At 73.2% G+C, this 20332-nt stretch carries 23 protein-coding genes and 1 riboswitch; of the genes, 17 read left to right on the top strand and 6 right to left on the bottom strand.

Translation table 11 applies throughout. The features are described 5' to 3' along the window. Window positions 1–153 precede the first annotated feature (153 nt). The 5 genes from JQN84_RS20625 to tatC all read left to right on the top strand — a co-directional run bounded on the left by JQN84_RS20625 (window position 154) and on the right by tatC (window position 3939). Window positions 154–1152: a helix-turn-helix transcriptional regulator gene (locus JQN84_RS20625; protein WP_204960143.1), complete on the top strand. Its 999-nt coding sequence runs from the start codon at window positions 154–156 to the stop codon at window positions 1150–1152. After that, window positions 1149–2144, top strand: coding sequence for a helix-turn-helix transcriptional regulator (locus tag JQN84_RS20620; protein WP_204960142.1), 996 nt, complete (start codon window positions 1149–1151; stop codon window positions 2142–2144). Before JQN84_RS20625 ends, JQN84_RS20620 begins: the two co-directional genes overlap by 4 nt. 10 nt (window positions 2145–2154) lie before the next feature. Beyond that, window positions 2155–2403, top strand: coding sequence for a hypothetical protein (locus tag JQN84_RS20615; protein WP_204960141.1), 249 nt, complete (start codon window positions 2155–2157; stop codon window positions 2401–2403). A 261-nt stretch (window positions 2404–2664) separates the two neighbouring features. Then, a complete protein-coding gene (tatA, locus tag JQN84_RS20610) occupies window positions 2665–2967 on the top strand; it encodes a Sec-independent protein translocase subunit TatA (RefSeq protein WP_204960140.1) in 303 nt (100 codons plus the stop codon). An 18-nt stretch (window positions 2968–2985) separates the two neighbouring features. Then, window positions 2986–3939: a twin-arginine translocase subunit TatC gene (gene tatC / locus JQN84_RS20605; RefSeq protein ID WP_204960139.1), complete on the top strand. Its 954-nt coding sequence runs from the start codon at window positions 2986–2988 to the stop codon at window positions 3937–3939. 68 nt (window positions 3940–4007) lie between these two features. Here the strand turns inward: tatC and JQN84_RS20600 are convergent, their stop codons facing one another. The 4 genes from JQN84_RS20600 to JQN84_RS20585 all read right to left on the bottom strand — a co-directional run bounded on the left by JQN84_RS20600 (window position 4008) and on the right by JQN84_RS20585 (window position 7335). Continuing rightward, window positions 4008–4757 (bottom strand): amino acid ABC transporter ATP-binding protein, encoded by a 750-nt coding sequence (locus JQN84_RS20600; RefSeq protein WP_204960138.1) that lies wholly within the window; start codon window positions 4755–4757, stop codon window positions 4008–4010. Then, entirely contained in the window at window positions 4754–5551 is a 798-nt protein-coding gene (locus tag JQN84_RS20595; protein ID WP_204960137.1) for an amino acid ABC transporter permease, read from the bottom strand. Before JQN84_RS20595 ends, JQN84_RS20600 begins: the two co-directional genes overlap by 4 nt. A 39-nt stretch (window positions 5552–5590) precedes the next feature. Next, window positions 5591–6487, bottom strand: a complete 897-nt coding sequence (locus JQN84_RS20590; protein ID WP_307821364.1) for an ABC transporter substrate-binding protein — start codon at window positions 6485–6487, stop codon at window positions 5591–5593. Between the two features lie 272 nt (window positions 6488–6759). Next, window positions 6760–6872: riboswitch (SAM riboswitch) on the bottom strand. A gap of 67 nt (window positions 6873–6939) precedes the next feature. After that, window positions 6940–7335: a winged helix-turn-helix transcriptional regulator gene (locus JQN84_RS20585; protein ID WP_239485764.1), complete on the bottom strand. Its 396-nt coding sequence runs from the start codon at window positions 7333–7335 to the stop codon at window positions 6940–6942. Between the two features lie 120 nt (window positions 7336–7455). On the opposite strand from JQN84_RS20585, the gene JQN84_RS20580 reads away from it, so the two are divergent. The 3 genes from JQN84_RS20580 (at window position 7456) to JQN84_RS20570 (ending at window position 9803) form a co-directional block, all read left to right on the top strand. Continuing rightward, window positions 7456–8304: an SDR family oxidoreductase gene (locus tag JQN84_RS20580; RefSeq protein WP_204960135.1), complete on the top strand. Its 849-nt coding sequence runs from the start codon at window positions 7456–7458 to the stop codon at window positions 8302–8304. A gap of 74 nt (window positions 8305–8378) precedes the next feature. Beyond that, the gene (locus JQN84_RS20575) at window positions 8379–8915 is read left to right on the top strand and encodes an RNA 2'-phosphotransferase (protein ID WP_204960134.1); all 537 of its coding nucleotides are present in this window, start codon (window positions 8379–8381) and stop codon (window positions 8913–8915) included. Between the two features lie 177 nt (window positions 8916–9092). Continuing rightward, on the top strand, window positions 9093–9803 hold the full coding sequence (locus JQN84_RS20570; protein ID WP_204960133.1) for a GAF and ANTAR domain-containing protein: 711 nt from the start codon (window positions 9093–9095) through the stop codon (window positions 9801–9803). A gap of 11 nt (window positions 9804–9814) precedes the next feature. Here the strand turns inward: JQN84_RS20570 and JQN84_RS20565 are convergent, their stop codons facing one another. Beyond that, complete coding sequence (locus JQN84_RS20565) at window positions 9815–10546, bottom strand: GAF and ANTAR domain-containing protein (protein ID WP_204960132.1); 732 nt, start codon at window positions 10544–10546, stop codon at window positions 9815–9817. Window positions 10547–10840: 294 nt separating this feature from the next. Between JQN84_RS20565 and JQN84_RS20560 the strand changes: the two genes are divergently transcribed. The 7 genes from JQN84_RS20560 to JQN84_RS20530 all read left to right on the top strand — a co-directional run bounded on the left by JQN84_RS20560 (window position 10841) and on the right by JQN84_RS20530 (window position 16526). Continuing rightward, complete coding sequence (locus JQN84_RS20560; RefSeq protein ID WP_204960131.1) at window positions 10841–11473, top strand: SGNH/GDSL hydrolase family protein; 633 nt, start codon at window positions 10841–10843, stop codon at window positions 11471–11473. Between the two features lie 376 nt (window positions 11474–11849). After that, complete coding sequence (locus JQN84_RS20555) at window positions 11850–12152, top strand: urease subunit gamma (RefSeq protein WP_145920177.1); 303 nt, start codon at window positions 11850–11852, stop codon at window positions 12150–12152. After that, window positions 12149–12508, top strand: coding sequence for an urease subunit beta (locus tag JQN84_RS20550; RefSeq protein ID WP_204960130.1), 360 nt, complete (start codon window positions 12149–12151; stop codon window positions 12506–12508). Before JQN84_RS20555 ends, JQN84_RS20550 begins: the two co-directional genes overlap by 4 nt. Next, entirely contained in the window at window positions 12505–14208 is a 1704-nt protein-coding gene (locus tag JQN84_RS20545) for an urease subunit alpha (protein ID WP_204960129.1), read from the top strand. The genes JQN84_RS20550 and JQN84_RS20545 overlap by 4 nt, the downstream gene beginning before the upstream one ends. Continuing rightward, a complete protein-coding gene (locus JQN84_RS20540; protein WP_204960127.1) occupies window positions 14208–14891 on the top strand; it encodes an urease accessory protein UreF in 684 nt (227 codons plus the stop codon). Before JQN84_RS20545 ends, JQN84_RS20540 begins: the two co-directional genes overlap by 1 nt. After that, window positions 14881–15618 (top strand): urease accessory protein UreG, encoded by a 738-nt coding sequence (gene ureG, locus JQN84_RS20535; protein ID WP_088647759.1) that lies wholly within the window; start codon window positions 14881–14883, stop codon window positions 15616–15618. Before JQN84_RS20540 ends, ureG begins: the two co-directional genes overlap by 11 nt. Continuing rightward, window positions 15618–16526, top strand: coding sequence for an urease accessory protein UreD (locus JQN84_RS20530; RefSeq protein WP_204960125.1), 909 nt, complete (start codon window positions 15618–15620; stop codon window positions 16524–16526). Before ureG ends, JQN84_RS20530 begins: the two co-directional genes overlap by 1 nt. A 216-nt stretch (window positions 16527–16742) precedes the next feature. Here JQN84_RS20530 and JQN84_RS20525 read toward each other — a convergent pair whose 3' ends face one another. Next, on the bottom strand, window positions 16743–17183 hold the full coding sequence (locus JQN84_RS20525) for a MarR family winged helix-turn-helix transcriptional regulator (RefSeq protein ID WP_204960122.1): 441 nt from the start codon (window positions 17181–17183) through the stop codon (window positions 16743–16745). Between the two features lie 95 nt (window positions 17184–17278). Here JQN84_RS20525 and JQN84_RS20520 point away from each other — a divergent pair, with 95 nt between their 5' ends. Then, the gene (locus tag JQN84_RS20520; protein WP_204960120.1) at window positions 17279–18418 is read left to right on the top strand and encodes a substrate-binding domain-containing protein; all 1140 of its coding nucleotides are present in this window, start codon (window positions 17279–17281) and stop codon (window positions 18416–18418) included. 646 nt (window positions 18419–19064) lie between these two features. Beyond that, complete coding sequence (gene urtA / locus JQN84_RS20515; RefSeq protein ID WP_239485763.1) at window positions 19065–20270, top strand: urea ABC transporter substrate-binding protein; 1206 nt, start codon at window positions 19065–19067, stop codon at window positions 20268–20270. Window positions 20271–20332: the final 62 nt, after the last annotated feature.

Genomic DNA, 20332 nt, shown 5'->3' with positions numbered 1-20332 from the left:
AATTTGATCTAGACGGATGACGCGAACCTCTTGATCACCGCAGCAGGACGGGGCAGGACGGGGCGGGGCGGGGCGGGGATCGTGGTCGGGTGGGGCGGGCCCGGTCCGGCGTGGGTGCACGGGTATCCCGTCCGGGCTGCTAGCGTTCACCCCGTGTCGCGGAGTCGTACCGAACGCCTGGTCAACCTGGTGATCTGTCTGCTGTCCACCAGGCGGTTCCTGACCGCCGCGCAGATCGCCGCGACCGTGCCCGGCTACGAACACGATCCGGACGACGCCCGGGAACACGAGGCGTTCCAGCGTAAGTTCGAGCGGGACAAGGCGGAACTGCGCGAGCTGGGGGTGCCGCTGGAGACCGGGACGGCCAGCGTGTTCGACGCCGAGCCCGGTTACCGGATCGCCCACCGGGAGTACGCCCTGCCTGACATCCCGCTCGAACCGGACGAGGCCGCCGCGGTGGGCATCGCCGCCCGGTTGTGGCAGCACGCCGGGCTGGCCGCCGCCGCCTCCTCGGGGCTGGCCAAGCTGCGCGCGGCCGGCGTGGACGTCGATCCGCAGGCCACCCTCGGGTTGGAGCCGATGGTCACCGTCGACCCGGCGTTCGCCCCGCTCACCGCCGCCGCCCGGGACCGCCGCGAGGTCACCTTCGACTACCGGGTGCCCGACCGGGACGCGCCGACCCGCCGCCGGTTGCAACCGTGGGGCGTGGTCTGCTGGCGGGGCCGCTGGTACGTCGTGGGCCACGACCGGGACCGGGCGGCCACCCGCTGCTTCCGGCTGTCCCGGGTGACCGGCGCGGTGCGCGTCACCGGTGCGCCAGGCGGCTACGAGCCCCCGGCCGGCGTCGACCTGATCTCGCACGTGGCCGCCTGGTCCGGGCCGGTCGAGCGGACCGGTCGGGCCACCGTGCTGGCCACCCCCGGGCGGGCCGCCGGGCTGCGCCGGTGGGCGGTGCAGTGCGTGCCCGGCCCCGACGGTGACCGGTTGGTGCTGCCCTACGCCGATCCGGAGTCGCTGGCCGGACACCTGGTCGGATACGGCCCGGACGTCCGGGTGCTGGACCCACCCGAGGTGCGCGACGCGGTGATCCAGCGGCTCAAGGAGATCGCCGTGCGGCACGACGAGTTGGCCGTGGCCGGGGGTGCCAGGTGACCCGCCCCGCCGCGCGTACCTCCGCCGACCGGCTGGCCCGGCTGCTGAACCTGGTGCCCTACCTGCTGGCCCGGCCGGGCATCGAGATCGCCGAGGCGGCCGGTGACCTGGGCGTCACCGAACGGCAGCTGCGCGAGGACCTGGAGCTGCTCTGGGTCTGCGGACTGCCCGGCTACGGCCCGGGTGACCTGATCGACATGGCCTTCGACGGCGACCGGGTGACCATCACCTACGACGCCGGCATCGACCGGCCGCTGCGGCTCACCCCGGACGAGGCGCTGGCCCTGGTGGTGGCGCTGCGGATGCTCGCCGAGACGCCCGGGGTGGCCAACCGGGAGGCCGTCGAACGGGCCCTGGCCAAGATCGAGAACGCGGCCGGTGACCTGGTCGGCGCCCCGGTGGCCGTCCGGCTGCCCGGCGAGGGCCAGCGGGTGCAGGAGCTGCGGGCCGCGGTCGAGCGACGGCGGGCGCTGCGGATCACCTACTACACCGCCGCCCGGGACGAGAGCACCGACCGCGTCATCGACCCGCTGCGGATGCTGATGGTCGACGGCCGGGCGTACGTCGAGGCGTGGTGCCGCCGCGCCGAGGCGGTCCGGTTGTTCCGGGCCGACCGGATCGACGCGGTCGTCGAGCTGGACGAGCCGGCCGTGGTGCCGCCGCAGGCCCGCCCGCACGACCTGCGGCAGGGGGTGTTCCAGCCGTCTGCGGACCTGCCGCTGATCACCCTGCGGATCGGGCGGGGGGAGCGGTGGATCACCGAGTACTACCCGTGTGAGCGGGTCGAGGTCGACGGCGACCACTGGCTGGTGTCGCTGCGGGTGACCGATCTCGACTGGGCCCGCCGCTTCGTGCTCGGGCTGGGCCCGGACGTCACCGTCCTCGCCCCGGTCGAGCTGGCCACCCAGGTCCGCGCCCAGGCCACCGCCGCGCTGGAGGCGTACGCGACGCCCGCCCCGGCCGGCCCGGCGGGCGCGGTGACGTCCCGGTAGGCTGACCGTCGTGGTGAAGTGGATCGTGCTGGCGGTGCTGCTGTTCGCGCTCGTCGTGTTGGCCCTGGCGGTGCGCCCGGTGCTGGTGCGGCTGCCCCGGCTGCGCCGGGCGGCGGTGGGGTTGCAGCGTCGTCAGGCCGACGCGGAGGCGTTGCGGCACAGCGCCGAGGCGTTGCAGGAGCGGGCCGAGGCGTTGCAGCGGCAGACCGAGACGACCCAGCAGCGGCTCGAACTGATCAAGGCCAAGCGCGGGAACTGACCGGGGTCGAGGGCGCGAACCGATCGACGCCAGGCGCGGAGAGTGATCGACGCCGGTCGGTGAATCGCGTGCCCGCCGTCCGCCCGGCGTCCGTTTCACGCGGCTCTGCACCCGTACAGGTGGTTGACGGGACACTCAGCGGTGGTCAAGACTTCACCGGCCGGGCCGCATCAGCGGTGGCCCGGCGGGTGGCAGCAGCCCGTCGCGCACGTACGATGGGCGACGACCCCACCCTTCGACACAGAGCGACTGGAGCTTCCCATGGGTGCCCTCAAGCCGTGGCACATCGCCGTACTCGTGGTCGTGCTGATCCTGCTGTTCGGCGCGAAGCGGCTTCCCGACGCGGCCCGCTCGCTCGGCCGTTCGTTGCGGATCATCAAGGCGGAGACCAAGAGCCTGGCCGACGACGACCGCGACCTGGCCGAGAAGGCCGACGCGCAGGCCGGCTACCAGCCGCTGCCGCCCCAGCAGCAGCCCGTGCAGCAGCAGCCGTACGCGCCGCAGCCCCAGCAGCAGCCGCTCGCCCCGCCGGTCGACCCGGTGCAGCGCGTCCGCGACAACTGACCGAAGGGCCCGATCACCGTGGCCTTCGCACTCCGTAAACGTGGCCCCAGCACCTTCGAACGGGCCTCCGACGGTTCCATGACCCTGATGGAGCACGTCCGCGAGCTGCGGAACCGGCTGTTCCGCGCCTCGCTGGCGATCGTGGTGGGGCTGATCGTGGGCTTCTGGCTCGCGCAGCCCGCGTTCAATCTGCTCAAGGAGCCGTACTGCCAGCTGCCCGGTGCCCTCGACGCGGCGGGCGAGTGTCAGCAGTTCCTCCAACTGTCACCGGCGGACGGCTTCATCCTCAAGCTGAAGCTGGCGCTCTGGATCGGCCTGATCGTCGGTGCCCCGGTCTGGCTCTACCAGCTGTGGGCGTTCATCGCGCCCGGCCTGCACCGGCACGAACGCAAGTGGGCGTACGTCTTCGTGTCGATCGCGGCGCCGCTGTTCGCCGCCGGGGCGGTCCTGGCCTACCTGGTGGTGGACAAGGGCCTCGCGTTCCTGATGGAGTCCGGTGTCACCGGGCTGTCCACCCAGCTCGAGGTGACCCGCTACATCTCGTTCGTCACGAACATGATCCTGCTGTTCGGGGTGGCGTTCGAGTTCCCACTGATCCTGTTGATGCTCAACTTCACCGGCGTGGCGAGCGCGAAGCGCCTGCTGAGCTGGTGGCGGGCGGTCATCTTCATCTGCTTCGCGTTCGCCGCGATCGCCACTCCGGATCCGGGTCCGTTCGGCATGACGCTGCTGGCCCTCTCGCTGTCGCTGCTGTACTTCGTCGCGGTCGGGGTGGCGTTCATCAACGACCGGCGCAGGAAGCGGCGCGACGGCTCCTACGCGGGGTTGAGTGACGACGAGGTGTCGCCGCTGGAGTTGGACGACGACCCGGTGGTGGCCACGCCGGAACTGGCGTTGTCCGAGCCGGTGCACGCCTCCGAGCCGGTGGCCCCGCCCAGGCCGATCGACCGCCGCTACGACGACATGACCTGACCGCCGGGTCATCCGCACCGTCCGACGCCGCTCCCGCCTGCCGGGGGCGGCGTCGCCCGTCCGGGGGCTCAGAGCACCTGGGACAGGAAGCGGCGCAGCCGGGGGTGCTGCGGTGCCTCGAAGACCGCCTCCGGTGCGCCGGCCTCTAGCACGACACCGTGGTCCATGAAGGCGACGGTGTCGGCGACCGAGCGGGCGAAGCCCATCTCGTGGGTGACCACCACCATCGTCATGCCCCCGGCGGCCAGCTCGGCCATCACCCCGAGCACCCCCTTGACCAGCTCGGGATCGAGCGCCGAGGTGGCCTCGTCGAAGAGCATCACCTCAGGTTGCAGGGCCAACGCCCGGGCGATCGCGACCCGCTGCTGCTGCCCGCCGGAGAGGTGGGCGGGCCGGGAATCGGCCTTGGCGGCGAGGCCGACCAGCGCCAACTGCGAACGGGCCAGCGCCACCGCCTCCTCCTCGGGCAGCTTCTTGAGCCGGCGCAACGCCAGGGTGATGTTGCGCAGCACGGTCATGTGCGGGAACAGGTTGAACTGCTGGAAGACCATCCCGACCCGTTGCCGCAGGGCGTCCGGGTCGTCGCGCAGCACGCTGCGCCCGTCGAGCAGGACGTCACCGGCGTCCGGTTCGATCAGCCGGTTGACGGTGCGTAGCAGGGTGGACTTGCCGGAGCCGGACGGGCCGATGACGCACGCCGTCGCGCCCCGGGCGACGTCCAGGTCGACGCCGCGCAGCACCCGGTTCGCCCCGAAGGCCAGGTGCACGTCGCGGACGGCGAGGCTGACCGGGGTGGTGGTCGCGGTGCCGGCGGTCATCGGGGGTCCTCCCGGGTGGGACGCGGTTGCGGTAGGGCGGTCTCGCCGGCCAGGGCCAGCCCGCCGTCGTCGTCGGGGTCGACGGTGACCGCCCGGCCCTGGCGCAGCCTCCGGTCGATGGCGTTGACCGCGTGGGTAAGCGGCACGGTCAACGCCAGGTAGCACAGTCCGGCCAGCAGCAGCGCCGACTGGTTGCCGGTGTTGGCGGCGTAGTCCTGCCCGATCCGGAACAGTTCCCGCTGGCTGGCCAGCAGGCCGAGGAAGTAGACCAGGCTGGAGTCCTTGATCAACGCGATCAGCTGGTTGACCCAGGCCGGCAGCACCCGGCGTACCCCCTGCGGGACGATGACCAGGCGCATCGCCTCACCCCAGGAGAAGCCGAGCGCGCGGGCCCCTTCCAGCTGCGCCGCCTCCACGCTCTGGATGCCGGAGCGGAAGATCTCCCCGATGTACGCGGCGGCGATCAGCGACAGCGCGAGGATGCCCAGCGGGTACGGGTTGGGCCCCCACACCTGCATGCCGAGCGGGGCCAGGCCGACGCCGATCAGCAGGATGGTGGCGGCGGCCGGCAGGCCCCGGAACACGTCGGTGTAGACCCGGGCCGGCCACCGCAACCAGCGGGTGCGGGAGATGCCCGCCACGGCCAGCGCCATGCCCAGCACCGAGCCGAGCAGGGCGGCGGAGACCGCCAGGATCAACGTGTTGGGCAGCCCGACGGTCAGCATCTCGGGCAGCGCCTCGCGCATGGACTCCCCGTCGAAGAACGTCTCCCACAGGGTGCTCAACGGATCCATCGTTCTCCTACCGCCCCGCTCGCTGGTCTGGTCGTACCGTCAGGAGGTGGCCGACGCCGACGGTGCCGCCGCGCCCGGGGCGGTGACGTCGCCGCTGCCGGGGGTGAAGCCGGCCGGGATCGGCCGACCCGGGTAGTACTGCTGCTGGAGCCGGGTCCAGGTGCCGTCGGCGATGACCTCGTCGAGGCCCTTGTCCAGCGCCTCGCGCAGCGCGTCGTTGCCCTTCGCGACGGCGTACGCGGTGGGGGCCGGGCTCAGTTCGGTGGCCGCCACCGTGATCTTGCCGTTGCTGTCGGCGGCGGACTTCTCGCCGATCTCGGCGGGGGCGATCCAGGCGTCGGCGGTGCCGGCCTTGAGCTGGTTGATCGCCCCGTTGTAGTCGGGCACCCGCACCGGGTCGAGCTTGCGCGAGGTGGCGTAGTCGTCCTGCACGGTGCCCTGCACGACCACCACCCGCTTGCCGGCGAGCTGGTCGAAGCCGGTGAGCGGGGAGCCGGCCGGCACGTCCAGGCCGAAGTAGCCGAAGTCGTACCCGTTGCCGAAGTCGACGGTCTTGCGGCGGGCCTCGGTGACGGTGATCGAGGAGCTGCCGACGTCGAACTTGCGGTTGTTGACCTGGGAGAGCAGCGCCGAGAAGTCGGTGCCGACGAACTCGACCGTCAGCCCGACCTTGCCGGCGACGGCGACGAGCAGGTCGTTGTCGAAGCCGGTGAACCTGCCGTCCTTGAGGTAGACGTTCGGTGGGGCGTCGGTGAGCGTGCCGGCGCGCAGCACCCCCGGCTGGAGCAGGCCGTACGGGTTGTCGGCCGACTCGGAGTCGCCGCCGCAGGCGGTCAGCGCGGTGCCGGCGAGCAGGGCGGCGACGCCGAGCGCGGCGACCCGCGTCCAGGTGGCGCGGAGCAGTCGGGGGGTGGGCAGGGCAGGAAGGAATCGCACGGGTGTCTCCGGAGGTGGTCGGGCGGCGGCGGACGCGCGCCGCCGACGGGATGCCCACCGGGCATCCCGCTGAGGTGTCACGGGAAGAGGGGTTCGACTAGCGGCGACAGGAGTCGCTGTGTACCCGCATGAGGTCGACGTGTCGCCGCCTGACCAGCCGTACGCCGACGGACCGGACGCCGGGTCGGGTCACGACGGTGACGCCGTCGCCGGGCGGGGCGGGTGAATGGTTCGACACGGGTTCTCCCTGATCGGTGTCGACCTGGGTGACCAGGCCACGCTTGCACCGGGCCGTTCACCGGTGCCTGGTCCTCACCCGGAGCACCCCACCGTGGCGGAGGGTTGCCGGCCAGCGAGCCGGGGCTTGACGCTGGCGCTCATGACCTGCCCGAAATCTAGCAGCAGCGCCCCGCCGGTCGTCCACCCGTTATGACGGCCCTCACGTCCGCCCCTTACCGTCGGGCGGGTCGCGTGGTGGCCGGCGGGCGGCGCAGGACCTCGGCGTCGTAGCGGACCCGGGCGGCCTGCACGTCGGCGAGGTGGGTGGTGGCCCAGGCTTCCAGGCCGGAGACCAGGTCGAGCAGGCTGTGGCCCAGGTCGGTGAGGGCGTAGTCGACCCGGGGCGGGACGCTGGCGTGCACGGTGCGGGTGACCAGGCCGTCGCGTTCCAGCCCGCGCAGGGTCTGGGTGAGCATCTTCTGGCTGATCCCGTCGATGTGCTCGGCGAGTTCGCCGTAGCGCCGCTCGCCGTCGGCGAGGGTGAGCACGACGAGCACGCTCCACCGGTCGCCGATCCGGTCGATGACCTGCCGGCTGCCGCAGTCGCGTTGGAACGGGTCGGGTCGCATCCCCTTACTCTCCATCAGTGCGTCACAAACTTCAAGGTGCCTACTCTCCGTCGGGAAGTATCGGCTCCCACCTGCGTGTTGGCCAGTACGACAAGAACACGTCATCCGAAGGAGAGCGCCATGTCCGTCGTCGTCACCGGAGCCACCGGCCACCTGGGTCGCCTGATCGTCGAATCCCTGCTGCGTCGGGGCGTACCTGCCGGGCAGATCGTGGCCCTCGGCCGCACCGTGGACCGGCTCGCCGACCTCGCCGACCGGGGTGTCGTGGTCCGGGCGGCCGACTACACCGACCCCGACTCGCTGCGCGCCGCCTTCACCGACGCCGAGAAGCTGATGTTCGTCTCCGGCAGTGAGGTCGGCCAGCGGGTGCCCCAGCACCACAACGTGATCGAGGCCGCCCGACAGGCCGGCGTCGGTCTGGTCGTCTACACCAGCATCGCCCACGCCGACACCTCCGACCTGCTGCTGGCCACCGAACACCGGGCCACCGAGGAGGAACTTCGCGCCTCCGGGCTGCCGTACGTGCTGCTGCGCAACAGCTGGTACCTGGAGAACTACACAGGTCAGCTGGCCAACTACCTGGCCCACGGGGTCGCCGGGTCGGCCGGCGACGGCCGGGTCAGCGCCGCCACCCGGGCCGACTACGCCGAGGCCGCCGCCGTGGTGCTCACCACCGAGGGGCACGCCGGTCAGGTCTACGAACTGGGCGGCGAGGCGTTCACCATGACCGAACTGGCCGCCGAGGTGTCCCGCCAGAGTGGACACGACGTCCGCTACACCGACCTGCCGGTGCCGGCGTACACCGAGGTGCTCGTCTCCGCCGGGCTGCCCGAGCCGTACGCCGCCACCCTGGCCGACGCCGACCGGGGCATCGCCCACGGGGCGTTGTACGTGCCGGTGGAGCACCTGGAGAAGCTGCTCGGTCGCCGGCCCACCACCCTCGCCGAGGCGCTGCGCGTCGCCGGCTGACCCGGCGGCGACGGGCGGGCACGGCACCGGATAACCGGTGGAGCGGGCCCGCCACCGGCCCGACAATGCTCGACATGGATCACCACACGCTGGTGCGGACCAGCAAACGGATCGCACTGGCCCTGCGCCACCGACCCGCCCGGTTCGGACTCGCTCCCGACCCGGGCGGGTGGGTGGCCGTCACCGACCTGCTGGCCGCCCTGCGGATCGACAGGTCCACCCTCGACGCCGTGGTCGCCGACAACGACAAGCAACGGTTCGCGGTGACCCGGGACGCCGACGGGGTGGACCGCATCCGGGCCAGCCAGGGCCACTCCTACCCGGTCGATCTGGGGCTGACCGGGCAGCCGCCACCCGCCCGCCTCTACCACGGCACCGGGGCCGCGGCCCTCGACTCGATCCGGGCCACCGGGCTCAACCGGGGCGCACGGCACCACGTACACCTGTCGCCGGACGTGTCGACGGCCCGGCGGGTCGGGGCCCGCCGGGGTGGTGCGGTGGTGGTGCTGACCGTCGACGCGGCGGCCATGGCCCGCGACGGCCACACCTTCTACCGCAGCGCCAACGGCGTGTGGCTCACCGACGCGGTGCCGCCCACCTACCTGGCCTGACCGGCCCCTGCGGGTCACCGGCCAGTGGTTCGTGCGGAGGCGGCCGGCTCCAGGTGCGGGTATGGTGCGGATTGTCGCGCACCCCGGTGCGCCGGGCCCACCGTCGGGCCGGGGGCCGACGCGCCACGCGTCCCCGCCACCGCGGCGTGGGGACGTCCGCCGGAAAGGAGTCGCGTGATGGCAGCGCCCCCGCTCTCCCCGCACGACGCCCTGACCCGACTCGGTCGGATCCGCCTCGACGAGGTGGGGGTGGACGAGGTGCTGGGGATGATCGCCGACCTGGCCTGCCGCAGCCTACGCGGGGTGTCCGAGGCGTCGGTGACCCTGCTGCGCGGCGGCAGCCCGCAGAGCGTCGCCGTCACCGGCGACAACGCGCTGCGGCTCGACGAGTGGCAGTACCGGCAGGGCCACGGGCCGTGCCTGGACGCCTCGGTCACCGGCGACACCCTCGTCGTGTCCGACACCGGCACCGAGGAACGCTGGCCGGGCTGGGCGACGCGGGCCGTCGACGCCGGCGTCGGCAGCGTGGTCGCGATCGGCCTGCCGATCCAGGAGGCGGTGGTCGGCGCCCTCAACCTCTACGGCACCCGGCCGCACGCGTTCGACGCCGAGACGGTGGAACTGGCCCGGACGTTCGCCGCGTACGCGGCGGTGGCCCTGGCCAACGCCCACCTCTACGCCAGCACCGCGACCCTGGCCGACCAGATGCGCTCGGCGATGGAGAGCCGGGCGGTGATCGAGCAGGCCAAGGGCATCATCATGGGGCAACGCCGGTGCACCGCCGACGAGGCCTTCGGCATCCTCGCCAAGCTCTCCCAGGACTCCCACCGCCGGCTGCGCGACGTCGCCGCCGCCCTCGTCGGTCGGGCCACCGCCGGTAGCCGCTGAACCGTCCTGTGTCAGCGGTCAGCGGCGGTGGGCTGACCGGGCACCGGCCGGGTGACCTGCCGCACCAGCGCCTCCGCCACGTCCCGCAGCTTGCGGTTGGAGTTCTGTGACACCCGGGCCAGCAGCGCGAACGCCTCGTCGGCCGTGCACCGGCGTTGCCCCATGATGATGCCCTTGGCCTGCTCGATCACCGCCCGGTTGCGCATCGCCTCCTGCATCTGCCCGGCCAGGGTCGCGGTGCTGTCGTAGAGGTGGGCGTTGGCCAGGGCCACCGCGGCGTGGTCGGCGAACGTCCGGGCCGGTGCGGCCAGCGGACCGAACGCGTGCGGCCGGGTGCCGTAGAGGTTGAGGGCACCGACCACCGCCTCCTGGATCGGCAGGCCCAGCGACATCGACGAACACACCCCCACGGCGTGCGCCCGGGCCGCCCACTCCGGCCAGCGTCGTTCCTCGGTCATGTCCGCCACGATCAGCACCGTGCCGGTGGTGGCCGCGTCCAGGCTCGGGCCACGGCCGTGTTCGAACTGCCACCTGTCGAGCTGGAGCGCGACCTCGCCGGTGTGGGCGGCGGTGGTCGCCTCGGTGCCGTGCACCAGGGTCACCGTCACCTCGGCGGCGTCCGGGATGCTCTCCAGGGCCACCTCGGTGATCCGGGACAGGACGGCGTCGAGGCCCATCTCGTCGTGGCGGATGGACCCCAACCGGAGGACAGCCTCGGTGAGGTCGAGCGGTGACTGCGGCATGGCGTCTGACGTCCTTGCGAACCGGCGCGAAACCACCGGCCGGAGCCGGCGGCGCGTGATGATCGGTCCATGCCGGGGGGCCGCGGGTGCAACCGCCGGGACGGGCCGGGGACCGCGCCGCTGCTTGACGCTCACGCACGACACCCGGTGGGGCGTCGGATGCGGAGCACCACTGTACCGGTCGGCCGGCCCGCACCGGCGATGGACACCACCCGCCGCGTCGACTTCTCGGCTGGTGTCCGGGTCGGACAGCGGGGGATGATGGGCGTCCGACAACGACAGGGGAGCGGACGGATGACGGTGGAGATCCCGCGCGACGGCCGGGTGTTGTTCATCGGCGACAGCATCACCGACGCCGGACGGGACCGCAGCGATCCCGCCGACCTCGGGGTGGGCTGGGCGATGATGGCCGCCGCCTGGTTCACCGCGCGGCACCCGGAGTGCGGGGCGACCTTCCGTAACCGGGGCGTCGGCGGTGACCGGGTACGCGACCTGCGGGCCCGCTGGGCGGACGACTGCCTGGCACTGTCCCCGCAGGTCGTGTCGGTGCTGATCGGCATCAACGACACCTGGCGGCGGTACAGCAGCGGCGAGACCACCACCGTCGAGGAGTTCACCGCCGACTACCGGCACCTGCTGGCCGGTGCCCGCGACGCGTTGCCCGGCGTCCGACTGGTGCTGATGGAGCCGTTCCTGCTGCCTGTCGACGACGACCAGCGGCGTTGGCACGAGGACCTGGACCCGAAGATCGACGCGGTACGCAAGCTGGCCGCCGAGTTCGACGCGACGCTGCTCGCGGTGCAGGCGCGGTTCGACGCCGCCGATGTCGACGACCGGGTGTGGACCGACGACGGGGTGCACCTGACCCCGTCCGGTCACGCCGTGCTGGCCCAGCAGTGGCTGGCGGCGGTCACCCCGGGCACCTGACCCCCGGCTGTCCCGCCCGGGGGTCAGCCGTGCCGCTGCCGCAGCCGGCGGCGGGACGGCTCGACACCCCGGCTGCGGGTTCGTGGCGCTTGCGGCCGACCCGTCCGGGCACGCCTGCGGAACGGGTCGGGCCGGCGGGGCGTTGCCACGGCCCGGGGTGATCCTCTACCGTCGGACCAGCGGTTGGCGGTGCGGTCCTTCCCAACCACCACCGCCGAGTGGCCCCGTGGCGGGCCGGGGCCGGTGGGGCCCCGGAGCATCCTGCCGGTGGCCCGTCGGCGGTCCCGTGTGTCCTCCTGCCCTGTGCCCGTTCCGCGCCCCTGGCCCGGTTCCGGCCGTTACGGTGGGAAACACGCCGAGCCGCCCGGGAGATCCCGTGTTCCTCACGCCCCACGAGCAGGACCGCCTGCTCGTCCACGTCGCCGCGGACGTCGCCCGCCGCCGGCGCGAGCGCGGACTGCGCCTCAACTATCCCGAAGCCGTCGCCCTGATCACCGCCTTCCTGCTGGAGGGCGCCCGGGACGGCCGGACCGTCACCGACCTGATGGCCGCCGGCCGGACCGTGCTCGGCCGCGACGACGTGCTGGACGGAATCCCCGAGATGCTGGGGGAGGTGCAGGTGGAGGCGACGTTCCCGGACGGCACCAAGTTGGTGACGGTGCACCACCCGATCCCGTGATCCCCGGGGAGATCCTGCCCGGCGACGGGCCGGTCGAGATCAACGTGGGGCGGCCGGTGACCACCCTGCTGGTGGTCAACACCGCCGACCGGCCGATCCAGGTCGGCTCGCACTACCACTTCGCCGAGACCAACCCGGGGCTGCGCTTCGACCGTGCCGCCGCGTACGGCCAGCGGCTCGCGGTGCCGGCGGGGACGTCGGTGCGCTTCGAGCCGGGCGTCAGCCGAACCGTCGACCTGGTGCCGCTGGGCGGGGCCCGGATCGTGCCGGGGCTGCGCGGCGAGGTCGCCGGCCCCCTCGACCCGGGGCCGGACGCCGACGGGTCCGACCCGCGCGACGCGGAGGCGGGCCGGTGAGCACCGTGGACCGGCGACGCTACGCCGACCTGTACGGCCCGACCACCGGCGACCGGATCCGGCTGGCCGACACCGACCTGCTGATCGAGGTGGAGGTCGACCACTGCGTCGGCGGGGACGAGGCGGTCTTCGGCGGCGGCAAGGTGATCCGTGAGTCGATGGGCCAGTCCCGGGCCACCCGGGCCGAGGGCGCCCTGGACACGGTGATCACCGGCGCGGTGGTGCTGGACCACTGGGGGGTGGTGAAGGCCGACGTCGGGCTGCGCGACGGGCGGATCGTGGCGCTGGGCCGGGCCGGCAACCCGGACACCATGCCCGGCGTCCACCCGGACCTGGTGATCGGCCCGTCCACCGAGGTGATCGCCGGCAACGGGCGGATCCTCACCGCCGGGGCGGTGGACACCCACGTGCACTTCATCTGCCCGCAGATCGTCACCGAGGCGCTCACCTCGGGCATCACCACCCTGGTCGGCGGGGGCACCGGCCCGGCCGAGGGCACCCGGGCCACCACGGTCACCCCGAACGCCTGGCACCTGGCCCGGATGCACGAGGCACTGGACGCCTTCCCGGTGAACGTGCTGCTGCTGGGCAAGGGCAACACGGTCTCCACCGAGGCGCTGTGGGAGCAGTTGCGGGCCGGTGCGGGTGGCTTCAAGCTCCACGAGGACTGGGGGACCACCCCGGCGGCGATCGACGCCTGCCTGCGGGTCGCCGACGCGTCCGGGGTGCAGGTGTCCATCCACACCGACACCCTCAACGAGGCCGGGTTCGTGGCCGACACGTTGCGCGCCATCGCCGGGCGGGCGATCCACTCGTACCACACCGAGGGGGCGGGGGGTGGGCACGCGCCGGACATCATCACGGTGGCCGGGGAGCCGAACGTGCTGCCGTCGTCGACGAACCCGACCCGGCCGTACACCCGCAACACCCTCGCCGAGCACCTCGACATGCTGATGGTCTGCCACCATCTGAACCCGTCGGTGCCGGAGGACCTGGCGTTCGCCGAGAGCCGGATCCGGCCGTCCACGATGGCCGCCGAGGACCTGCTGCACGATATCGGGGCGATCTCCATCATCGGCTCGGATTCGCAGGCGATGGGGCGGGTCGGCGAGGTGATCACCCGGACCTGGCAGAGCGCACACGTGATGAAGCGCCGGGTGGGCGCGCTGCCCGGTGACGGCCCGGCCGACAACCATCGGGCCCGCCGCTACGTGGCGAAATACACCATCTGCGCGGCGATGGCCAACGGGCTGGAACGGGAGATCGGCTCGGTGGAACCGGGCAAGCTCGCCGACCTGGTGCTCTGGGACCCGGCGTTCTTCGGCGTCCGGCCGCACCTGGTGGTCAAGGGCGGGATGATCGCGTACGCGCAGATGGGCGACGCGAACGCCTCCATCCCCACCCCGCAGCCGATGCTGCCGAGGCCGATGTTCGGCGCGTACGGCGTGGTGCCGGCCGCGACCAGCGTGACGTTCGTCGCGCCGGCCGCGCTGGAGGCGGGCCTGCGGCTGGACGTGCGCCGCCCGCTGGTCCCGGTGGCCGACGTACGCTCGCGGGGCAAGGCCGACCTGCCCGAGAACGGCGCGCTGCCGCGCATCGAGGTCGACCCGGACACCTTCACCGTCCGCATCGACGGGGTGGTGGTCGACCCGGAACCGGTCGTCGAACTGCCCATGGCCCAGCGGTACCACCTGTTCTGATGACCCCGTCGAGCTTGGTGCTGCTGCTGGCCGACGGCAGGTTCCCCGCCGGGGCGCACGCCCACTCCGGTGGCCTGGAGGCGGCGGTGGCGGCCGGCCTGGTCACCGACCCGGCCACCCTGGCCGGGTTCCTGCGCGGCCGGTTGGCCACCGGCGGGCTGGTCGCCGCCGCGTTCGCGGTGGCGGCGCACCGGACCGCCGGGGTGGTCGACCGCAGGGCGACGCTGGCCCGACTGGACGCCGAACTGGACGCCCGTACCGCCGCCCCGGCGCTGCGGGCGGTCTCCCGCCGGCAGGGCCGGGCGCTGCTGCGGGCCGGCCGGGAGATCTGGCCCGGCGGCGGATTCGACGCCCTGCCCACCGACCCGTCCGGGCCACACCAGCCGCTGGTGCTCGGCCTGGTCGCCGCCGCCGCCGGCCTGGACCCGGTGGCGGTCGCGACCGTCGCCGCGTACGGCTCGGTCACCGGACCGGCCAGCGCGGCGGTACGACTGCTCGGGCTCGACCCGTACCGGGTGCACGCGGTGCTGGCGGCGCTGGCCGTCGACTGCGACGCCACGGCGGCCCGCGCGGTCGCCACCGCCGACGATCCACCCGAGTGGCTGCCGGCCCCGGCCGCCCCGCTCACCGACATCCACGCCGAAGTCCACACCACCTGGGAGGTGCGTCTCTTTGCGTCCTGAAACCGTATCGCCGACCCCGCACGCGTCGATCCCGCACGACGAGACCGTGCCGCACACCCACCCCGAGCCGGGGGTCGACCCGCACGCCCCGCTGCCGCCCACCGCCCGCCCGCTGCGGGTCGGCATCGGCGGGCCGGTCGGGTCGGGCAAGACCGCGCTGGTCGCGGCGCTGTGCCGGGCGTTCGCCGACGAGCTGCGCCTGGGCGTGGTCACCAACGACATCTACACCACCGAGGACGCCGACTTCCTGCGCCGGGCCGGGGTGCTCGACCCGGCGCGGATCCGGGCGGTGGAGACCGGCTGCTGCCCGCACACCGCGATCCGCGACGACATCGGCGCGAACCTCGACGCCATCGACGAGTTGGTCGACGGGGTCGGGCCGCTGGACCTGGTGCTGGTGGAGAGCGGTGGGGACAACCTCACCGCCACCTTCAGCCGGGGGCTGGTCGACCGGCAGATCTTCGTGGTCGACGTCGCCGGGGGCGACAAGGTGCCCCGCAAGGGCGGGCCCGGGGTGACCGCCGCCGACCTGCTGGTCATCAACAAGACCGACCTGGCCCCGCTGGTCCGGGCCGACCTGTCGGTGATGGACCGCGACGCCCGGGCCCGGCGGGGGGACCTGCCGACGGTGTTCCTGTCCATCGTGGGCGACCCGCTGGCCACCGGGGTGGCCGACTGGGTCCGCCACGAGTTGGCCCACCATCGCGGCCGGCTGGCCGTCGCCTGATGCGCGCGGTCGCCCGGGTGGTGGCGGTCGCCGAGCGGCAGGGCCGCACCGTGCTGCGCGAGCTGCGCGGCGAGTCGCCGCTGCTGCTGCGCCAGGCCGCCGCCGAACAGGGCGTCCCCACGGTGTACGTCGTCGGCGGCGCGGCCGGTCCGCTGGCCGGTGACGACCTGCGGTTGAGCGTCGAGGTGGGGCCGGGGGCGACGGTGCGGGTGCGTACCGTCGCCGCCTCGGTGGCCCTGCCCGGCCGGGCAGGGGCGGTCTCCCGGATGCGGGTCGAGGCGGTGGTGCACGACGGGGGCACCCTGCACTGGTTGCCGGAGCAGTTGGTCGCGGCGGCCGGCTGCGACCACGTCGCCGAGTCCCGGGTGACCCTCGCCGAGGGGGCCCGGCTGCTCTGGCGCGAGGAACTGGTCTGCGGCCGGTACGGCGAACCCGCCGGCGACGTCGTGGTGGCCACCTCGGTCGACCACGCCGGCCGGCCGCTGCTGCGCCAGTCCCTGGCGGCCGGCCCGGCCGCTCCCGGCTGGGCCGGGCCGGCGGTGCTGGGCGGGGCGACGGCGACCGGTTCACTGCTGGTGGTCGGTCCCGCCGCCGCGTCGGGACCGGCCACCGTGGACGGCGGCGGTCAGCCCCGGGGCCGGGTGCTCCCCGCCGGCCCCGGGGCGTCCGCCGCCTGGCTGCCGCTGGCGGGCGGCCCGGCGGCCCTGCTCACCGCCACCGCCGTCGACGCGCACACCCTGCGTACCCTGCTCGCCTTCCCGGCCGACGCGCACATCCCGCCTGCCCTGCTCACCACCCCGGCCGACGGGCACAGCCCGCCCGGGGGCGTAGCCGCAGAGGGGGTGCCGGGGGCAGGTCCGCGTCGGCCCACCGCCCGCACCGGGACCGACGTGGTGCCGGTCGCCTAGCAGCCCGCACCCCGCACCTGTCACCGGCCGGGCCCCTGTCTCGCTTCCGCCCCCGGCCCGGGCGGCGCGGGGTGCGGTGGTGTCGATCGCGAGGGCTTCCTGCCGGGCGTCGCTGCCGCCCGGCGAGCCGGTCGGCGACCTGTCGTGCCGGCGCCCGCGCCGGATCGCCGCCGGCCATGCTCCGGGCGGAATCGCTGGTGGACCGGGTCGTTCCGGTCAGCCGGCCCGGACCGGCTGCCGGCGGGGGTCGAGCCGGGCGACCAGGTCGACGAGCTGCCCGGTCAGCTCCGCGTCATCGATGATCCCGGCCAGCTCGACCCGGACGAGGGCGTCGATGCGCTCGTGTTCGCGCCGGCCCCGGGGGGTCAGGTAGGCCCGGATGCGTCGCCTGTCGAACGGGTCGATCCGGCGGTGCACCAGGTTCTGGTCGACGAGCTGGTCGACGATCTTGGTCAGGGTGCCCGGCGGTAACGACTCCTCGGTGGAGACCTCGCTCATCGGGTGGCCCTGCCCGTCGGCGAGGCGGCAGAGCACCCGCCACGCCTCGACGGTGAGCCCCTCGGTGGTGAGCACCGCGCCGACCCGGCGGGCGAGCAGCCGTTCGGCGCGGGTCAGCGCACGCATCAGGTCGACGGGCGTCGTGGGATCGTCGGCCATGTCTCTCCCCGTTCGGTGGGTTGCCATGTTACCGAAGCGTCCCGGTTTTCGGTCGGGTCTGGTGGCCCGCCAGGGTTGCCGGCAATCATGTCAGCATGTCCGTGCCGGTGCCCGGCCCCCACGGCGTGCCGGAGCCGTCGTCCCGCCCGGGCGGCCCGGCCGGGGCGGCCCCCTGGTTGACCGTCGACCGGTCGGTGGTCAGTGTCGCGCTGGTCTTCCCGATGCGCGGCCCGGCCGGCATGTTCGGCCCCACCTGTGAGCTGTGCGCCCAGCTGGCGGTGGAGGAGGTCAACCGGGCCGGTGGGGTGCTCGGCCGGGAGCTGCGGCTGGTGCCGGTCGACGGCGGTGCGCCACCGGCGCAGGTCGCCGCCGAGGTGGAGGCGTTGGTGTCCACGGGCGCGGTGCAGGGGGTCACCGGCTGGCACATCTCGTCGGTCCGGCAGGCGGTGGCGCCCCGGATCGCGCACCGGGTGCCGTACGTCTACACCGCGCTGTACGAGGGCGGGGAGCGTACCGAGGGGGTGTTCCTGACCAGCGAGACGCCCGACGCCCAGCTCCGGCCGGCGATGCGGCTGCTCGCCCGGGAGCAGGGGGTGCGCCGCTGGTACCTGGTGGGCAACGACTACGTCTGGCCGCGCCGCACCGCGCAGGCCGCCCAGCGGTACGCCCGCGACGACGGGGCGCGGGTGTGCGGGCGGGCGTTCCTGCCGCTGGGCACCGAGGACTTCGGGCCGGTGCTGCGGGAGATCGAGCGGGCCGAGGCCGACGCGGTGCTGATGCTGCTCGTCGGCGCCGACGCCGTCCGGTTCAACCGCGCCTTCGGCCGTTCCGCACTGGACCAGCGGTGCCTGCGGCTGAGCACCCTGATGGACGAGAACATGCTGCTGGCCAGCGGTGTCGGCGGCACCCGCCGGCTGTTCAGCACGGCCGGGTTCTTCGCCGGCCTGGTCACCCGGGAGAACCTGGACTTCCACGGGGCGTTCGCCAGCCGGTTCGGGGTGGACGCGCCGCCGCTGGGCAGCCTGGGGGAGTCCTGCTACGAGGGCGTGATGCTGCTCGCCGCCCTGATCGCCCGCGCCCGCACCCTGGACGTCCGCGCCATCGGGGCGACGGCGGACGCGGTCACCTACCACGGCCCCCGGGGCGAGTTGCAGCTGCGCCGCCGGCACGTCCGCCAACGCATCTACCTCGCCGAAGCCGACGGCCTCGACTTCACCGTCCTGGCCGAACTCTGACCCCCGCGCTCCCCCTCCCGCCCGTCCCGCCCCCGGTTGTCCCCGCTTGTCCCGGTTGTTGTCCCCGGTGATCAAGAGGTTTACGTCAGTTCCAGCGCCACGGCTGACGCAAACCTCTTGATCACGCGGGCGGGGGATGGGCGGGGCGCGGGGTGGGTGGGGGAGTGGGGGGTGGGTGGGGGAGTGGGGGGTGTTGACAGGGGGGTGGGTGGGGGTTCTAGGATGCTTCCTGCGTGAAGTAATCGCCATTCCTGCGTATTGTTGGGTGGGTCTGGTGGTTGGTGTTCCGCCCCGTGTCGGGCGGGCTTTGCGCTTTTTGTGATCGGTCATCGTGCATTGTGCGGTGGCCTTTTTTGTGTGTGTCGAGATCGGCCCGGGAAACAGTCAATTAAGGGCCGGGAAACGTGGCGGCAATCAAGTGGGCAGAGGCTTTTGCTGCCCGGAAGTCCACTGCGGACCGCCGCCGTGACGCCCCACCCGTCGCGCGACGAGGCCGCCGACGTGCACCGCGACCGCACCGCCTACCAATCATTGACAGCAATATCTGCCGGCCAGTGTGGGCCGGCACGGAAACTATCCGGCGAACATCGCTCCGCAGGGAGAATGAATGTCACAGTTCCGGGGCCGCCGCATCCTGGCGGGCGCCATGACACTGATTGCCGCCGCCGCGCTCGCCGGTTGTGGCAGCAAGACCTCCGACGAGAAGTCGACAGCCGGGGTCAGCGCCGACGTGTCCGGCGACACCGTCAAGGTCGGCCTGCTCAATTCGCTCTCCGGCACCATGGCCATCAGCGAGGTCACCGTGCGGGACTCCATCATGCTCGCCGTGGAGGAGATCAATGCCGCCGGCGGCGTGCTGGGCAAGAAGATCGTCCCGGTCGGTGAGGACGGCGCGTCCGACTGGCCCACCTTCGCCGAGAAGGCCGAGAAGCTGATCTCCCAGGACCGGGTCGCCGCCGTCTTCGGCTGCTGGACGTCGGCCAGCCGCAAGGCCGTCAAGCCGGTCTTCGAGAAGAACAAGGCGCTGCTGTTCTACCCGGTGCAGTACGAGGGGCTGGAGCAGTCGCCGTACATCTTCTACACCGGGGCCACCACCAACCAGCAGATCGTGCCCGGCCTGGACTACCTCAAGGCGCAGGGTAAGAAGTCGGTCTACCTGGTGGGCAGCGACTACGTCTTCCCGCGTACCGCCAACAAGATCATCAAGGCGTACGCGGCGGCGAACGGGATGACCGTGCTCGGCGAGGACTACGCCCCGCTCGGCTCCACCGAGTTCGGCACCATCGTCAACAAGGTCCGCTCGTCGAAGGCCGACGCGGTGTTCAACACCCTCAACGGCGACAGCAACGTGGCGTTCTTCAAGGAGTACACCTCCGCCGGGCTGACCGCCGCGAGCATGCCCGTGGTGTCGGTGTCGATCGCCGAGGAGGAGGTCAAGGGCATCGGCACCCAGTACCTCAAGGACCAGCTGACCGCCTGGAACTACTACCAGACCACCCCCGGCGCGGCGAACCAGAAGTTCGTCGCCGCGTACAAGGCCAAGTACGGCGCGGACAAGCCGACCAGCGACCCGATGGAAGCCGCCTACGTCGCGGTGTACCTGTGGAAGGCGATGGTCGACAAGGCCGGCACGTTCGAGGTGGAGAAGGTCCGGGCCGCCTCCGGCGGCATCACCTTCGACGCCCCGGAGGGCCTGGTCACCGTGGACGGCCCCACCCAGCACATCGCCAAGACCGCCCGGATCGGCAAGGTCGGCGCGGACGGGCTGATCACCGAGGTGTGGAACTCGGGCCAGCCGATCACGCCCGACCCGTACCTGAAGAGCTACCCCTGGGCGAGCGGCCTGAGCTGACCGATCCCGGCCCGGGCGGGAGGCACCCTCGCCCGGGCCGACCCACCACTTCGGAGCGCGAA

Origin of the sequence: Micromonospora humidisoli (assembly GCF_016900955.1) — a bacterium.
GTDB lineage: Bacteria > Actinomycetota > Actinomycetes > Mycobacteriales > Micromonosporaceae > Micromonospora > Micromonospora wenchangensis.
Note: the sequence above shows the minus strand (reverse complement) of the source record. Positions and strands in the feature narration are given on the sequence as shown.

What these genes read in the sequence shown, in the direction of transcription:
- tatA (WP_204960140.1), top strand. Translation starts at nt 2,665, where the DNA reads ATGGGTGCCCTCAAGCCGTGGCACATCGCCGTACTCGTGGTCGTGCTG.
- JQN84_RS20600 (WP_204960138.1), bottom strand. Translation starts at nt 4,757, where the DNA reads ATGACCGCCGGCACCGCGACCACCACCCCGGTCAGCCTCGCCGTCCGC.
- JQN84_RS20595 (WP_204960137.1), bottom strand. Translation starts at nt 5,551, where the DNA reads ATGGATCCGTTGAGCACCCTGTGGGAGACGTTCTTCGACGGGGAGTCC.
- JQN84_RS20585 (WP_239485764.1), bottom strand. Translation starts at nt 7,335, where the DNA reads ATGCGACCCGACCCGTTCCAACGCGACTGCGGCAGCCGGCAGGTCATC.
- JQN84_RS20580 (WP_204960135.1), top strand. Translation starts at nt 7,456, where the DNA reads ATGTCCGTCGTCGTCACCGGAGCCACCGGCCACCTGGGTCGCCTGATC.
- JQN84_RS20575 (WP_204960134.1), top strand. Translation starts at nt 8,379, where the DNA reads ATGGATCACCACACGCTGGTGCGGACCAGCAAACGGATCGCACTGGCC.
- JQN84_RS20570 (WP_204960133.1), top strand. Translation starts at nt 9,093, where the DNA reads ATGGCAGCGCCCCCGCTCTCCCCGCACGACGCCCTGACCCGACTCGGT.
- JQN84_RS20565 (WP_204960132.1), bottom strand. Translation starts at nt 10,546, where the DNA reads ATGCCGCAGTCACCGCTCGACCTCACCGAGGCTGTCCTCCGGTTGGGG.
- JQN84_RS20560 (WP_204960131.1), top strand. Translation starts at nt 10,841, where the DNA reads ATGACGGTGGAGATCCCGCGCGACGGCCGGGTGTTGTTCATCGGCGAC.
- JQN84_RS20540 (WP_204960127.1), top strand. Translation starts at nt 14,208, where the DNA reads ATGACCCCGTCGAGCTTGGTGCTGCTGCTGGCCGACGGCAGGTTCCCC.
- JQN84_RS20530 (WP_204960125.1), top strand. Translation starts at nt 15,618, where the DNA reads ATGCGCGCGGTCGCCCGGGTGGTGGCGGTCGCCGAGCGGCAGGGCCGC.
- JQN84_RS20525 (WP_204960122.1), bottom strand. Translation starts at nt 17,183, where the DNA reads ATGGCCGACGATCCCACGACGCCCGTCGACCTGATGCGTGCGCTGACC.
- JQN84_RS20520 (WP_204960120.1), top strand. Translation starts at nt 17,279, where the DNA reads ATGTCCGTGCCGGTGCCCGGCCCCCACGGCGTGCCGGAGCCGTCGTCC.
- urtA (WP_239485763.1), top strand. Translation starts at nt 19,065, where the DNA reads ATGACACTGATTGCCGCCGCCGCGCTCGCCGGTTGTGGCAGCAAGACC.